The organism is Streptomyces sp. NPDC013187 (genome assembly GCF_042899705.1).
Lineage (GTDB): Bacteria > Actinomycetota > Actinomycetes > Streptomycetales > Streptomycetaceae > Streptomyces > Streptomyces hawaiiensis_A.
Genome location: NZ_JBIBAF010000007.1, coordinates 221,553 through 235,606, shown reverse-complemented (window position 1 = coordinate 235,606; position 14,054 = coordinate 221,553). Strand labels below are relative to the sequence as shown.

13 protein-coding genes are annotated in these 14,054 nt (G+C 71.1%); 5 read left to right on the top strand and 8 right to left on the bottom strand.

All coding sequences use genetic code 11. The features are described from left to right. Nucleotides 1-103: 103 nt before the first annotated feature. The 4 genes from ACFY5B_RS16695 to ACFY5B_RS16680 form a co-directional block, all read right to left on the bottom strand. The gene (locus ACFY5B_RS16695) at nt 104-2,122 is read right to left on the bottom strand and encodes a TerD family protein (protein WP_389969563.1); all 2,019 of its coding nucleotides are present in this window, start codon (nt 2,120-2,122) and stop codon (nt 104-106) included. Between the two features lie 76 nt (nt 2,123-2,198). Next, a complete protein-coding gene (locus tag ACFY5B_RS16690) occupies nt 2,199-2,777 on the bottom strand; it encodes a TerD family protein (RefSeq protein ID WP_389969561.1) in 579 nt (192 codons plus the stop codon). A 139-nt stretch (nt 2,778-2,916) separates the two neighbouring features. After that, a complete protein-coding gene (uvrB, locus tag ACFY5B_RS16685) occupies nt 2,917-5,061 on the bottom strand; it encodes an excinuclease ABC subunit UvrB (RefSeq protein WP_389969559.1) in 2,145 nt (714 codons plus the stop codon). A gap of 40 nt (nt 5,062-5,101) precedes the next feature. Continuing rightward, nucleotides 5,102-5,968, bottom strand: a complete 867-nt coding sequence (locus tag ACFY5B_RS16680) for an MHYT domain-containing protein (RefSeq protein WP_389969556.1) — start codon at nt 5,966-5,968, stop codon at nt 5,102-5,104. A gap of 289 nt (nt 5,969-6,257) precedes the next feature. On the opposite strand from ACFY5B_RS16680, the gene ACFY5B_RS16675 reads away from it, so the two are divergent. After that, nucleotides 6,258-7,130: a glycerophosphodiester phosphodiesterase gene (locus ACFY5B_RS16675; protein ID WP_389969554.1), complete on the top strand. Its 873-nt coding sequence runs from the start codon at nt 6,258-6,260 to the stop codon at nt 7,128-7,130. 52 nt (nt 7,131-7,182) lie between these two features. Beyond that, the gene (locus ACFY5B_RS16670) at nt 7,183-7,737 is read left to right on the top strand and encodes a methylated-DNA--[protein]-cysteine S-methyltransferase (protein WP_389969552.1); all 555 of its coding nucleotides are present in this window, start codon (nt 7,183-7,185) and stop codon (nt 7,735-7,737) included. 57 nt (nt 7,738-7,794) lie between these two features. Here the strand turns inward: ACFY5B_RS16670 and ACFY5B_RS16665 are convergent, their stop codons facing one another. Then, nucleotides 7,795-8,223: a VOC family protein gene (locus tag ACFY5B_RS16665; RefSeq protein WP_389969550.1), complete on the bottom strand. Its 429-nt coding sequence runs from the start codon at nt 8,221-8,223 to the stop codon at nt 7,795-7,797. Between the two features lie 105 nt (nt 8,224-8,328). On the opposite strand from ACFY5B_RS16665, the gene ACFY5B_RS16660 reads away from it, so the two are divergent. Both ACFY5B_RS16660 and ACFY5B_RS16655 read left to right on the top strand, forming a co-directional pair. Then, nucleotides 8,329-9,237, top strand: coding sequence for a pseudouridine-5'-phosphate glycosidase (locus tag ACFY5B_RS16660; RefSeq protein ID WP_389969548.1), 909 nt, complete (start codon nt 8,329-8,331; stop codon nt 9,235-9,237). Continuing rightward, nucleotides 9,234-10,199, top strand: a complete 966-nt coding sequence (locus ACFY5B_RS16655; protein WP_389969546.1) for a carbohydrate kinase family protein — start codon at nt 9,234-9,236, stop codon at nt 10,197-10,199. The genes ACFY5B_RS16660 and ACFY5B_RS16655 overlap by 4 nt, the downstream gene beginning before the upstream one ends. Before the next feature lie 31 nt (nt 10,200-10,230). Here ACFY5B_RS16655 and ACFY5B_RS16650 read toward each other — a convergent pair whose 3' ends face one another. After that, nucleotides 10,231-11,022: a methyltransferase gene (locus ACFY5B_RS16650; RefSeq protein ID WP_389969544.1), complete on the bottom strand. Its 792-nt coding sequence runs from the start codon at nt 11,020-11,022 to the stop codon at nt 10,231-10,233. A gap of 430 nt (nt 11,023-11,452) precedes the next feature. Between ACFY5B_RS16650 and ACFY5B_RS16645 the strand changes: the two genes are divergently transcribed. Continuing rightward, nucleotides 11,453-12,580, top strand: a complete 1,128-nt coding sequence (locus ACFY5B_RS16645; RefSeq protein WP_389969542.1) for a magnesium and cobalt transport protein CorA — start codon at nt 11,453-11,455, stop codon at nt 12,578-12,580. Between the two features lie 65 nt (nt 12,581-12,645). On the opposite strand, the gene ACFY5B_RS16640 is transcribed toward ACFY5B_RS16645, so the two are convergent. Both ACFY5B_RS16640 and ACFY5B_RS16635 read right to left on the bottom strand, forming a co-directional pair. Further along, nucleotides 12,646-13,074 carry a CBS domain-containing protein gene (locus ACFY5B_RS16640; RefSeq protein ID WP_389969540.1) on the bottom strand — a complete coding sequence of 143 codons (429 nt, stop codon included), beginning with the start codon at nt 13,072-13,074 and terminating at the stop codon, nt 12,646-12,648. A gap of 218 nt (nt 13,075-13,292) precedes the next feature. Further along, nucleotides 13,293-13,934 carry a uridine kinase gene (locus tag ACFY5B_RS16635; RefSeq protein WP_389969538.1) on the bottom strand — a complete coding sequence of 214 codons (642 nt, stop codon included), beginning with the start codon at nt 13,932-13,934 and terminating at the stop codon, nt 13,293-13,295. Between the last annotated feature and the right edge of the window lie 120 nt (nt 13,935-14,054).

Here is a 14,054-nt window from a genome sequence, read left to right as displayed (position 1 = left end):
GCAGACAGGGAGTACTCCCCTCCGTGCCCTCAACAGTACCCAATCACCAAGAACAGGTAAAGTGCTTGGCAAAAGAAAGACCAAAACCCCAGATCAGGGGGCTTTACATGAACTTGGTGCGGGCGGCGGCCACCTGGCTGAGCACCTGCTGGAGGACCTGGCTGCCGGGCGGCACGAGCGCCGGCTCGTACGTCCAGGCATGACCGACCCACGGGTCGGCGAGGTGATCGTCGGCCACCGGCGTCAGTCGCAGCAGTGAACGCCACAGCGGGTCGAGCAAAGGCCCGTACCCGGAGGACTCCTCCCGGTCGGCCACCATCATCAGGTGGACGCCGAAGGCGGGGCCCTCGTCGGCGAGGTAGCGCAGCTGGTTCACGGCCCGGTCGTCGAAACCGTGCGGGAAGTCGTTGACGACCAGGAGCTGCTGGGAGGTGTCGAAGCCGGGCGGGAGGGAGTCGGCGGCGCCGCCCCGGACCGCCATCTGCACCAGGTCGACCCGCTGGGTGAGCCGGCCCAGCACGTCCGCCACACCGGCGGCGCCGAGCGCGGGCGGGGCCGCGAGCACCCCGGTCTGCACGAGGGGCACCAGCGACTGTGCCCCCGAACCGGCCGCGTCGATGACGTGGACGGTGAACTCGCCCGCCGGGTAGACGGCGAGCAGGCGGGCCGCGTGCGCGACCGCCGTTTCCATCGCGAGACGGCTCATGGTGTGGGAATCGGTGAAGGAACCGTCGGACGATCCGGCCGCTCCGCTGTCGATCCACAGGCCCCGCTCCAGCGGCAGCCGGACCAGCATCGGGATGCGGATCCGGTCGGCCTCGGGGAGATGGAGGTCGCCCAGGCGCAGGGCCATGGGGTTCTCCATCGGCACCCGGTAGGAGTGCCACACCGGGTTGTCCCAGCGGGCGTATGCCGGTGGCAGGGCCGGTTCCACCACGTCGGCCTCGGCGGCGAGCTGGGTCAGATCCCGGTCCAGGGCCTCCCGGGCCTGGGCCACGAGCTCGGCGTGCCGGGTCCGCGCCGCCTCGCGAGCGGCGTCGCCCTGCCCGCCCATCCGGCTGCGCGGGTCGGAGAGGACCTGCTCCAGCTCCTTGTCCATACGTGACTCGGCGAAGTCGACGGCGCTGCGGTAGGCGGCGGTGGTGCGGGCCAGGTCCTCGAACATGCCCCACACCTGGTTGTAGAGCCGCTCCTCCATCGACCAGCCGGTCGCGTCGCCCGCGACGGGCTGTGCGGGCTGCCCGGGGGCGGCCGGGGGCGCGGTGGGCGGGGGCGGCGGCGGGGCGGCGTTCTGGCGGCGCGGGTGGCTGTAGTCGATCGGACCGCCGGCCGTGGGCGCGGACGGCTGCGTGACGGCGTTGGGGTCCGGCGTGGCGCCGGGGTACGACGGCTGCTGAGGGCCGGACTGCCCGGGACCGCCGGGCGTCCGGCCGCCGTACGGGGACATCGGTGAGACGGGGCCGGGCTGAGGCGCGGTGCCGCCCTGGTCCGGGCCGAGGGCGGGAGCCGCCGCCTGCCGGGAGCGGTCGCCGTCCGCCGTGCGGGGCGGCGGCGCCTGCACGGAACGCGCCAGCCCCTGAGCCACCGCGTCGTTGATGCTGCCGGCGAGCTGGTGGGCCTGCGGCAGGCCCTGGTCGGTGAGGAGCTCGGCGAGGCCGCCCGCGTACCCCTGGCCGACGGCGCGCACCTTCCAGGCGCCCTGCCGACGGTAGAGCTCCAGGGCGACGACGGCCGATTCGGCCTCCAGACCGGTGATGGTGTAGCTGGCGACCTCACCGCCGTCGAGACCGGTGACGGCGACGAAGGGGGCCGCCACGGCGCCGAAACGGGCCGGGCCGGTCCCGCCGACGGGCAGGGCGAGCAGCACACTGACCCGGTGGACGGCCTCCGGCACGGCGTCGAGGTCCACCGCGAGACGGTGGTCGGCGGCGGCCTGCCGGGGGACCTCGAGACCCGGCTGGGTGGGTGCGCCCGGGTGTGCCACCCACTCCACGCCGTGGATCCGGCCGTTGTCGTCGCCGAGTGCGGCCACGGCCACGATCGGCGTACCGGCCGAGATCCGGATCTCGAGACGGGCCTGGGAGAGCGGGTGGTTCTGCCCCCGCACCAGCTCGGCCGTCATCGCCTTGGTCCCCCTGTGTCGTTGTGTGGAGTCGGGTGCTGCTCGCCGGGCCCCGCCACTCCGGGCCCGGGTGCGCTCAGAGCACCGGCAGGATCGCCGGCATCAGGTCCTGGAAGGTGCGGCCGTTGGCCGGGTTGCCCAGGGCCGTCATCGTCCAGCCCTGGCCGGAGCGGTGGACCTTGGCCATGATCTGGGCCGTGTACTGGCCGCCGCCGGCGAGCGTGTAGCGGGCGAGCTCCTGGCCGTTGGTCTCGTCGACCAGGCGGCAGAACGCGTTCTGCACCTCCTGGAACGTCTGGCCCGTGAAGGAGTTCACGGTGAAGACGATCTGGTCGATGTGGACCGGGACCCGCGCGAGGTCGACGAGGATCGCCTCGTCGTCGCCGCCCTGGCCGACACCGCCGACGAGGTTGTCACCGGTGTGGCGAACCGAACCGTCGTCACTCACCAGGTGACGGAAGAAGACGACGTCGACCGGCTGCTTGTCCGCGAACAGGACGGCGGAGGCGTCGAGGTCGATCTCTCGCGTGCGCGAGCCGAACAGGCCGCGCCGGGGAGCCGCCTGCCAGCCGAGACCCATACGAACCGAAGTCAGGCTGCCGCCGTCGTTCTTCTGCAGACTGATGGCCTGACCCTTGGTCATGTTGACGGTCACGCGCTGATTCCCCTCTCGAACGTCCCCTGTTGCCGCGTGGTCGCGGTTGACCAGAACCCTACGCAGGGGCACTGACAGCGATGTACCCCGGTCCGCGCTTTGTGTCGGTCTTGCAACACTGCGCGTACGCGGCACGCTGTCAGGCCAGGCCCGCCTCCTTCATCTGGCGCAGCTCCTTCTTCATCTCGGAGACCTCGTCGCGCAGCCGGGCCGCGATCTCGAACTGGAGCTCCGCGGCAGCGGCCCGCATCCGCGCGGTCAGCTCCTCGATCTGCCCGGCCAGTTCTGCCGCGGGACGGTCGGTCGGCACGGTCTCCTCGGCCTTGCCCTTGCCCTTGGCGGACTTGGCGATCCCGGCCGCCTTGCCGAGGGACGGCACCGGCGCCTTGGTGCCACCGCCGTCCTTCTTGGCCTTGCGGTAACCGGAGCCGAGCAGCTGCTCGGTGTCGATGTCCTCGCGGGCGATCTGGGCGACGATGTCGTTGATCTTCTTGCGGAGCGGCTGGGGGTCGATGCCACGCTCGGTGTTGTACGCGATCTGCTTCTCGCGGCGCCGGTTGGTCTCGTCGATGGCCTTCTCCATCGCCGGGGTGATCTTGTCGGCGTACATGTGGACCTGGCCGGAGACGTTGCGCGCGGCGCGGCCGATGGTCTGGATCAGGGACGTGCCGGAGCGCAGGAAGCCTTCCTTGTCGGCGTCCAGGATCGCCACCAGGGACACCTCGGGCAGGTCGAGGCCCTCGCGCAGGAGGTTGATGCCGACCAGGACGTCGTACTCGCCGGCGCGCAGTTCACGCAGCAGTTCGACGCGGCGCAGGGTGTCGACGTCGCTGTGCAGGTAGCGCACCTGGATGCCCAGCTCCAGGAAGTAGTCCGTGAGGTCCTCGGCCATCTTCTTGGTGAGCGTGGTGACCAGGACGCGCTCGTCCTTCTCGGTGCGCTGCCGGATCTCGTGCACCAGGTCGTCGATCTGGCCCTCGGTGGGCTTGACGACGACCTCGGGGTCGACGAGGCCGGTGGGGCGGATGATCTGCTCGACGAAGCCGTCCGAGCGGGACATCTCGTAGGTGCCCGGCGTGGCCGACAGGTAGACGGTCTGGCCGATGCGCTCCTGGAACTCCTCCCACTTCAGGGGGCGGTTGTCCAGGGCGGAGGGCAGCCGGAAGCCGTGGTCGACCAGGGTGCGCTTGCGGGAGGCGTCGCCCTCGTACATGGCGCCGATCTGCGGGACGGTGACGTGGGACTCGTCGATGACGAGGAGGAAGTCGTCCGGGAAGTAGTCCAGCAGGGTGTTGGGCGGGGAGCCGGGCGAGCGGCCGTCGAAGTGCATCGAGTAGTTCTCCACGCCGGAGCAGCTGCCGATCTGGCGCAGCATCTCGATGTCGTACGTGGTCCGCATGCGCAGGCGCTGGGCCTCCAGCAGCTTGCCCTGCTTCTCCAGCTCCGTCAGGCGCTCGGCCAGTTCCTTCTCGATGTCGTTGACGGCACGCTCCAGGCGCTCTGGGCCCGCGACGTAGTGGGAGGCCGGGAAGACGTAGAGGTGCTCGTCGTCGCTGATGATCTCGCCGGTGAGCGGGTGCAGGGTGGACAGCGCCTCGATCTCGTCGCCGAACATCTCGATGCGGACGGCCAGCTCCTCGTAGACCGGGAAGATCTCGATGGTGTCGCCGCGCACGCGGAAGGTGCCGCGGGTGAAGGCCATGTCGTTGCGCGTGTACTGGATGTCCACGAAGCGGCGCAGCAGCTCGTCGCGGTCGATCTCCTCGCCGACCTTGAGGGGGACCATGCGGTCCACGTACTCCTGCGGGGTGCCGAGGCCGTAGATGCAGGAGACCGAGGCGACCACGACGACATCGCGGCGGGTGAGCAGCGAGTTCGTCGCGGAGTGGCGCAGACGCTCGACCTCCTCGTTGATCGAGGAGTCCTTCTCGATGTAGGTGTCCGACTGCGGGACGTAGGCCTCGGGCTGGTAGTAGTCGTAGTACGAGACGAAGTATTCGACTGCGTTGTTCGGCAGCAGCTCGCGGAACTCGTTCGCCAGCTGTGCGGCCAGCGTCTTGTTCGGCGCCATCACGAGCGTGGGGCGCTGGAGCTTCTCGATCATCCACGCCGTGGTGGCGGACTTGCCGGTGCCGGTCGCGCCGAGCAGCACGACGTCCTTCTCGCCCGCCTCGATGCGCCGGGCCAGGTCGGCGATGGCCGTCGGCTGGTCGCCGTTCGGCTGGTAGGGGCTGACGACCTCGAAGGGCGCCACCGTGCGTTCGATCTTTGAAACGGGCCGCATGGGTTCCACCGTACGACCCCGCACTGACAACGGGCTCTGATCAGCGGTTCTGCGGGGTGCGGGACCCGCGGTGCTCCATGGTGCGGCGGGGTCGGAACCGCAGGCGGTGGGCGGAGTGGCGGACGTGGGTGTGGGCGGGGACGCCGGGCTTGTGCTCGGTGGGGACGACGGTCGGCTTCCCCATGACCATCAGCGGGTCGAACATCACCACGACGCCCGCGAGGAGCAGGAAGGCGAGCGGGCCGATCAGCATGGGCGCGAGCAGTGTCGCGGGCGACTCCCCCGTGGTGGGTTCGGCCGTGCCGTGCAGGTGGACGCTGAGGGCGGCCATGCCCGTGTAGTGCATGCCGCTGACGGCGAGCCCCATGACGAGGCTGGCGCCCACGCTCCACAGGAAGCCCCTGACCTGGCCGGCGGCCCACAGGGCGGCGGTGGCGGCGCCCATGGCGATGGCGACGGAGATGCCCACGGTGACGGTGTTGTACTCCAGCTTGCCGTCCAGGCTCATGCTGGCCATGCCCAGGTAGTGCATCGAGGCGATGCCCAGGCCGGTGATGGTGCCGCCGGTGAACAGGGCCGTACCGCGCGCGCCCTTGTAGCCGACGATGAAGATCCCGATGCCCACCATGATGATCGCGACGGCCAGGCTCGCGAAGGTCATCGCCTTGTCGTAGTGGATCGGGGTGCCGCGGACCGTGAACCCCATCATGGCGACGAAGTGCATGGTCCATATGCCGGAGCCGATGGCGGCGGAGCCGAGGGCGAGCCAGCCGGGGCGCCAGGACTGGGCGACGAGCATGGATCTCGTGGTGCACCGCAGGCCCAGTGCGCCGCCGAGGCAGGCCATGAAGTAGGCCACCAGGGGTGTGACCAGGCCGTAGCTGAATCCGTCGACCGTGCCCTGCATGCGCGGCTGCCCTTCCCGCCCTCGTACGTCCCGGAATTCCTGATGTGCGCCCCCTCCCAGGACCGCACGAGCGGTCAGGGTTGACGCAGAGAGTATGACCCCCACCGGAATGGTCGAACGACTTTCCGGCAAAGAAACACGGCCTTGCCGCAGTTGTGCGGTACCAGTGAGCGGAGTTGGGCGATCTCCGTTCAACGTGTGGCCATCCTTCACCCCTCTCGCGTTGACCCTCTGCTGTCACAGTTGTGCTGTCTGTGATGTTGCCGTTCGCTCGTCGCGAGGAGTACGCATGCACGCGCGCGCTGTCGCCGCCTCGACCACCGCACTCCTGGGGACCGCCGCTCTCCTGTTCCCCGTCTCCCCCGCACAGGCCGCGGGTGGTGGCACGCCCCCACTGGTCATCGGGCACCGGGGGGCCTCCGCGTATGCGCCCGAGAACACCCTGGCCTCACTCGACAGAGCTGCGGAGCTGGGCATCCGCTGGGTGGAGAACGACGTGCAGCGGACGAGGGACGGCGAACTGGTCGTCATCCACGACGACAACCTCCGGCGTACCACCGACGTCGAGGAGGTGTTTCCGGACCGGGCCCCCTGGAAGGTGGAGGACTTCACCGCCGCGGAGATCGCCCGTCTGGACGCGGGCAGCTGGTTCGGTCCCGCGTACGCGGGCGTGCGCGTGCCGACGCTGGAGCAGTTCGTGCACCGCCTGGAGCGTCATCGTCAGAAGTTGCTCCTGGAGATCAAGAATCCGGAGCTGTACCCGGGCATCGAGCGGCAGACGCTTAAGGTCCTCAGCAACGAGGGCTGGCTCGACCGGTCGCACCTGACGGGCCGGCTGATCGTGCAGAGCTTCAGCGCGGACAGCGTGCGGACGGTGCACGAGCTGAAGCCCGGCGTGAAGACGGGCCTCTTGGGGACGCCACGATTGCCGGACCTGCTCGACTGCGCCGAGTTCGTCGATCAGATCAACCCCTCCTACAGCTCGCTCACCCCGGCGTACGTGTCCTCCGTCCAGGCGTTCGACGGACCGCACGGCAGGCCGATGAAGGTCTTCGCCTGGACGGTCGACGACGCGAAGACGGCCCGGCGGGTGGCCGGCTACGGGGTCGACGGGATCATCACGAACAAGCCTGACGTGGTGCGACAGGCCGTGCTCGGCTGATCCGGCGTTCCGCTCCGGCGGCGTTGTCAGTGGCGGGTCCTACTGTGGGCGCATGGACAGCCGAGAGCAGGTCGAGCCGCCCGTCGTGTGGGCGGTCGTCGACAGCGGGATCGGGCCGTTGCTGCTGGCCGCGAGCCGGGGCGGGCTGGTCAACGTCGTATTCCACGCCGCGGACGCCGTTCGGGACCGGGCCGTCGAGCGGCTGGCGTCGCGGCTGGGCACCGAGCCGGTCGAGGCGCCCGGCTCCCCGCTGCTGGCCGAGGCGATACGCCAGTTCGAGGCGTACTTCGCGGGTGAGCGGCGCGACTTCGATCTGCCTCTGGACTGGTCGCTGATCTCCGGCTTCAACCGGGCGGTCCTGCGCGAACTGGCCTCGGGCGTGCCGTACGGCCAGGTCGTCGGGTACGGCGACCTGGCCGGGCGCGTCGGCCGGCCGGGTGCCGCCCAGGCCGTGGGCATGGCGATGGGCGCCAATCCGCTGCCGGTGGTGGTGCCCTGTCACCGGGTGGTGGAGAGCGACGGCGGCATCGGCGGCTTCGGGGGCGGCCTGGAGACCAAGCGGAGGCTGCTCGCCCTGGAGGGGGTGCTTCCCGAGCCGCTCTTCTGAAGCCGCCGCTCCTTCGAAGCCACCGCTTTGCTGCAGGCCGACGGGTTCCGGGCTTGATCAGTCGTAGTGCCGGGCCTCGAAGACGTTGCCGTCCGGGTCGCGGAAGTAGAAGCTGCGGGCGGCCTTGCCCTGGGCTCCGAAAGAGCCGTGCGCGAGGTCCGACATCGGCACGGAGCGTTCTTCGAGACGACTGAGGAGGGCGTCGAAGTCGCCGCGAGGCAACGACAGGCAGACGTGGTTGACCGGGTGCCCCGCGCTGTCGGCGGAGCCGGGCAGCATCGTCATGCGCTCCGCGTAGCTCAGCGGCATGAGGTCGAGGATGGTCTCGCCGTTGACGCGCACGGAGGGGAACGGCGCCTCGCCCGCCGCGAATTCCGCGAGCCGGACCGCCTCCAGTCCGACGGCCTTCTCGTAGAAGTCGGCGGCGGCGAGCGGGTCGCGCACCCAGAGGACGACATGGTCGAGACGAGATGTGTGGTCGGTCATGCCCCCAGGCTCGTGACGACTCCGGCTGCCCGCAAGGGTTTGGCCGGGTCCGCCGCTCGCCAGAGATGAGGGAAGACGACTGACCGACTGGCAGGAGGCAGGCGCGTGGTGCTGGTGGTGTCCGAAGAAGTGCGGGAGGCGATCGACGCGCGCCGGCCCGTCGTGGCCCTGGAATCCACGATCATCGCCCACGGGCTGCCACGGCCGCGCAACCTCCAGGTGGCGCTGGAGCTGGAGACGGCCGTTCGGCAGGAGGGCGCGGTGCCCGCCACGATCGCCGTGCTGGACGGGCGCCCTTGTGTGGGCCTGGACAAGGAGCAGCTGGAACGAGTCGCCAACGAGGACGGGATCCGCAAGCTCGGCCACCGTGACCTTCCGCTCGCGGTGGCGACCGGGGCGAGCGGGGCCACCACGGTGTCGGCGACGGCGCTGCTGGCGGCGCTTGCGGGCGTACGGGTCTTCGCGACGGGTGGGCTCGGCGGAGTGCACCGTGAGTGGACCGCGACGCAGGACGAGTCGGCCGACCTGGGGCTGCTGGCGCGCACCCGCATCACGGTGGTGTGTGCCGGGGTGAAGTCGATCCTGGACGTGCCGGCGACCCTGCAGCGGCTGGAGACGCTGGGGGTCGCCGTGGCCGGTTACGGCACCGGCCGGTTCCCGGGCTTCTACCTCTCGGACTCCGGGCATCCGGTGGACTGGACGCTGGAAACGCCAGGGCAGGTGGCGGACGTCATGCGGGCCCAGGACGCGCTCGACGGGCCGGAGTCGGCGCTGATCGTCGCCAACCCGGTGCCCGAGGACGAGCAGCTGGACCCGGACCTGCACGCGCGGGTGCTCGCGGAGGCGCTGCGCGCGTGCGCGGAGGAGGGCATCACCGGCCAGGCGGTCACTCCCTTCCTGCTCGATCACCTGGTGCGGCACACGGACGGCGCCTCTTTGAGCGCCAACCTGGCGGCGGTCCGGGGGAACGTACGCCTGGCGGCACGGATCGCGGCGGCCTGGACCCGGGGATGACGGCGGCCGGCGGCGCGGGGCCGGGCGGGGGGACGGGCTCCGGGAGCACGGGCGCCGAGGTGGGCCGGGGGTTGCTGGTCGTCGGGGACGTCATCACGGATGTCGTCGCGCGGCACCGAGGGCCGCTCGCGGCCGGCACGGACACGGCCGCCTCGATCCGGACGGTGGCCGGCGGAGCGGGCGCCAACGTGGCGTGCTGGGCGGCCCACCGGGGAGCAGTGGACGTACGGCTGCTCGGACGCGTCGGGGCGGATGCGGCGGCCTGGCACGAGCGGGAGCTGGTCGCCCAGGGGGTGCGTCCGCAGCTCGTCGTCGACCCGCTGGCGCCGACCGGCACGGTGATCTGCATGGTCGACGGGGGCGCCGCGGCGGAACGGACGTTCCTCACCGACAGCGGCGCGTCGGTGCGGCTCGGACCCGCCGACTGGTCGGACGCGCTGCTCGACGGCGTGGCCCGGCTGCACCTCTCGGGCTACCTGCTGTTCTCCGACCCGAGCCGAGCCCTGGTCACGGTGGCCCTCACCGCCGCACGCGCGCGGGGCGTGCCGGTGAGCCTGGACCCGGCTTCAGCCGGTTTCCTTGCGGAACTGGGCGCCGAGCGGTTCCTCCAGCTCGTCGAGGGCGTGGACGTGCTGCTTCCCAGCCGGGACGAGGCGTGCCTGCTGACGGGGCTGGCGGACGCGGCCGAGGCGGCGGCCGAGCTGAGCCTGCGGGTGCCACTGGTCGTCGCCAAGCAGGGCCATGAGGGGGCACTCGTGGCCCGCTCGGGGAAGGTGAGCGCCCACGTCCCGGCCGTACCCGCGACACCACGGGACACCACGGGGGCGGGGGACGCCTTCACCGGCGCGTTCCTCGCCGCCCTGCTCGCGGGTGCCGGGCCGGAGGACGCGGCCGCGGAGGGCTGCCGGGCGGGCGCACGAGCGGTGGAGCATGTGGGCGGCAGACCGCCCGTGCCGGGCTGACCACCTCACCCCGCCACTGCCACTGCCACTGCTACTGCTTACGCCCCCACGCCGAGATCATCGGGGCCGTCGTCAGATCGAGCGCACCGGATGTGACGTTCTCCAAGTGCCGGTCGATGTCCTGGTCCGTGGCGAGACCGGCGGTGACGAGCTGGTCGCGGATCTGGCGGATCGTGACGGCCTCCAGGGCCGCGCAAGCCGGGGAGGCGAGGGGGAAGTAGGCGTCGGCCTGGACCCGGGTCAGTCCGGCGTTGCGGAGCAGCCGCGGCAGGGTGCGGCCGCAGGGCAGGTCGGTCCCGCGGTCGGCGAGCAGTCGGCGGAAGCCCTGCCGCAGCCGGTTCGCGAGCTGCTGCTCGGAACCGTACTCGTCGGGGCAGAGGAGGGGCTGCAGCGCGGGGTCGGCGTCCTCGACGAGGAGGCGCCCGCCGGGGCGCAGTGCCTTGGCCATGGAGCGCAACGCCCCTTCCCGGTCGGTCACGTGGACGAGGGCGAGGCGGGCGTGCACCAGGTCGAAGTCCTCCCCCGGCGGCTCCTGCGCGCCGAGGTCGTGGAGCCGCACCTCGACCGGCGGCCGGGCGGCGGGGGCGAGCCGAGAGGGGTCGGTGTCGGTCGCGACGACGCGTCCCGTCGGGCCGACTTTCTTGGCCAGCCAGGACACCACCGAGGTGCCTGCGCCGACCTCCCAGCACCGCCAGCCGGATCCGATGCCGAGCGCTTCGAGGTGCCGGAACGTCGTGGGGTCGAAGAGGGCGGCGAAGGCACTGAAGTGCTCGGCCGCCTCGGTCTGCCGGTTGGCCGCGAGGTACCCGTCGGTTCGCATCATACGGCGATCATCCCATTTGTCCGACTTGCCGTTACTCGTCGACGCTCCGGCACGGAGCACCGCGTCGGATGCTTTCGCGACGGAGAACCATCGAGGCACCCGTCCGAGAACCACCTGCTCCGGACAGGCGTCCACACGGCTGCGTCCGTACGAGAACCACCCGCTCCGGACAGGCGTCCACACGGCTGCTTCCGCACGAGAACCACCCGCTCCGGACAGGCGTCCACACGGCTGCTTCCGCACGAGAACCATCCCGCCCTGACTTGCGTCGATACGGCAGGGCCGCGGCGCCTGCGCGTCGTTCGTCCACAGGCGGGAACGAATCGGAACCAGCCCTGCCCACAGGCTTACCCGCAGCTCACATGGGCCTGGCAGACTGGCGGGCCAAGGCGCAGGAACGGCGCGAAAAGTTCCACGCAAGGAGAGCCGGATGTCCATGGCAGGGAATCTGCGGAAGGTCACGAGCCTCGGCGGGGTCGGTGGCCTTCGCAAGGTGGCTCGGCTGGCCCGGCGACGTCCACGCGTCGATCTGAGTCACCCGGCCCGGTCCCCCCTGGGCTCCTCGGTGGTGAACTGTGTGACGTACCGGGACGGCGTCCGCACCTCCGCGCGCGGCGATCTGGTGGACACCGTGGAGCGGGTGCGCAAGAGCCGGGAGGGCTTCGTCTGGCTCGGTCTGCACGAGCCCACGGACCAGGAGTTCGCGGGCATCGCCGAGCTCTTCGACCTGCATCCGCTGGCCGTCGAGGACGCGATCGAGGCCCACCAGCGGCCCAAGCTGGAGCGCTACGGCGAGACGCTCTTCGCGGTGTTCAAGACGGTCTGCTACGTCGAGCACGAGGAGCTGACGGCCACCAGTGAAGTGGTGAACACCGGCGAGATCATGGTGTTCGTCGGCGCGGACTTCGTGATCACGGTGCGGCACGGCCGGCACGGCTCGCTGGGCCCGCTGCGCGAGGAGCTGGAGTCCGATCCCGGCCAGCTCGCCAAGGGCCCGTCGGCGGTGCTGCACGCGCTCGCGGACCATGTGGTGGACGACTACCTGACGGTCACGGACTCGGTGCAGGCGGACATCGACCAGGTCGAGACGGACGTGTTCTCGGAGGCCGGCGCGCGGGCCGACCCGGGGCGCATCTACCAGCTCAAGCGTGAACTGCTGGAGCTGAAGCGGGCGGTGGTGCCGCTCAGCCGGCCGCTGGAGGATCTCGCCACCCGGCCGATCCGGGTGGTCGATCCGGAGATACAGGCGTACTTCCGCGACGTCTCGGACCATCTGCTGCGGGCGAAGGAGCAGATCGCCGCCTTCGACGAACTGCTCAACTCCATCCTCCAGGCGCACCTCGCGCAGGTCACGGTCGCGCAGAACGAGGACATGCGGAAGATCACGGCCTGGGCCGCGATCGTCGCGGTGCCGACGATGGTCTGCGGGGTCTACGGCATGAACTTCGACCACATGCCGGAGCTGCACTGGCGGTACGGCTACGGCATGGTCATCGGCGTGATATCCGTCGCGTGCTTCGCCCTGTACCGGGGGTTCCGGCGCAGCGGCTGGCTCTGACACGGGCCGTGGCCTGTGAGGGCCCGAGGGGCGCGTGCGGGTGCCTGCCGGGGTGATCCAGGCGGTCAGTGCACAGCGGTCGTGGCGTAGACGCTCTCGGCCCAGGAGGCGATCTGGTCCTTCGCGAGATGCCGGGCCAGGTCGGCTTCGCTGATCATGCCGACCAGGCGTTTGTCCCGGATCACGGGCAGCCGGCGGATCTGGTGCTCCTGCATCTCGTGCAGCACCTCGCCGACATCGGCGTCCGCGTCGATCCAGCGGGGCGTGCCCTTGGCCATCTCGCCCGCGGTGGTCCTGGCGGGGTCGTGGCCCACGGCGACGCAGCCGACGACGATGTCGCGGTCGGTGAGGATGCCGCAGAGCCGCTCGTTCTCGTCGCTGATGGGCAGGGCGCCGACATTGAGTTCGCGCATGAGCTGGGCGGCGCGGTCGAGTGTTTCGTGAGCGGGGATCCACTGGGCGCCGCGGTGCATGATGTCTCCGGCGGTGGTCATGGCGTACCTCCCGAGGCCGGACGGCCGGCGCGGAGCGGGACGCACCGCGAGTCCCGGCGCCCTTCATTCTCGCCGCGCAGCGGGATGCCCGCATACGGAAGCCGACGGCCTGGTCGGCAGCGAACAGTGGTCGGCACCGAACACGAGCCGCCGACGGACACCGGTCGCCACCGGACACCGGCCGCCGGCGAACACCGGTCGGCGAGCACGGCCCCGCCTCAGCCGTTCCACGCCGGATGACGCGGATCGTCGGCCCGTACCAGGACGTCCGCCGCCTCCACCGGGCCCGTCTCGTGCTGGTAGCGCTCGAAGGCGGGGAGGGTCCAGTGCTCGGCCTCGGGGGTGCGGCGGCGCAGGGCTCCCCGGGAAAGGAGGACGTGGACGCTCAGATCGAAGGGGAACCAGTGCCGGAGGAGGAAGGGACCATGCATCAACAGCACACCGCCGGGCGGGAGTTCGACGTAGGGGCTGCGCGTGGCGCGGTCGGCGGTCGGGTCCCACAGGTCGGGCAGGACGCGGCCGTCGCCGTCGGCTTCGAGCGGCCCGAACACCTCGCGCCACAGGGCGCCCGTGTCGTACCAGCCGCTGTAGTAGGCCTCGACGTCCTGGTGGCCGTACTCCAGCCGTACGGAGGCGGGGCGCAGGAAGCCCTCGGTGCCCACGACGAGCGAGGGGCGGCCGCGTATGCGCAGCGCCTCGCAGACGCGGCGGGCGAGGTCTCCCGGGCAGGCGGCCGGGGCGCCGTCGAAGGCGACGCGGGGCCAGGGACTGCCGTCGGCGGGCTTCAGATCGAGCAGGCGCTCGGCGAGCAGATGGCCGAGCCGTTCCCAGGTGATCGCTTCGAGTCGCACACGGCCCATGATGCGTCAGGCCGGGGCAGGGGGCGTCGCACCGGCCGGCGCCTGGGCGGAGCAGTGGCCGGATCGCCTGGGTCCGTCCTGAAGTGCGCAGTTCGGGCTGCCGTCACGGGGAATGAATCA

Coding starts and splice junctions, on each gene's coding strand:
- ACFY5B_RS16670 (WP_389969552.1), top strand. CDS start 7,183: ATGGACAGCCGAGAGCAGGTCGAGCCGCCCGTCGTGTGGGCGGTCGTC.
- ACFY5B_RS16675 (WP_389969554.1), top strand. CDS start 6,258: ATGCACGCGCGCGCTGTCGCCGCCTCGACCACCGCACTCCTGGGGACC.
- ACFY5B_RS16645 (WP_389969542.1), top strand. CDS start 11,453: ATGTCCATGGCAGGGAATCTGCGGAAGGTCACGAGCCTCGGCGGGGTC.
- ACFY5B_RS16665 (WP_389969550.1), bottom strand. CDS start 8,223: ATGACCGACCACACATCTCGTCTCGACCATGTCGTCCTCTGGGTGCGC.
- uvrB (WP_389969559.1), bottom strand. CDS start 5,061: ATGCGGCCCGTTTCAAAGATCGAACGCACGGTGGCGCCCTTCGAGGTC.
- ACFY5B_RS16635 (WP_389969538.1), bottom strand. CDS start 13,934: ATGGGCCGTGTGCGACTCGAAGCGATCACCTGGGAACGGCTCGGCCAT.
- ACFY5B_RS16640 (WP_389969540.1), bottom strand. CDS start 13,074: ATGACCACCGCCGGAGACATCATGCACCGCGGCGCCCAGTGGATCCCC.
- ACFY5B_RS16695 (WP_389969563.1), bottom strand. CDS start 2,122: ATGACGGCCGAGCTGGTGCGGGGGCAGAACCACCCGCTCTCCCAGGCC.
- ACFY5B_RS16680 (WP_389969556.1), bottom strand. CDS start 5,968: ATGCAGGGCACGGTCGACGGATTCAGCTACGGCCTGGTCACACCCCTG.
- ACFY5B_RS16655 (WP_389969546.1), top strand. CDS start 9,234: ATGACGGCGGCCGGCGGCGCGGGGCCGGGCGGGGGGACGGGCTCCGGG.
- ACFY5B_RS16650 (WP_389969544.1), bottom strand. CDS start 11,022: ATGATGCGAACCGACGGGTACCTCGCGGCCAACCGGCAGACCGAGGCG.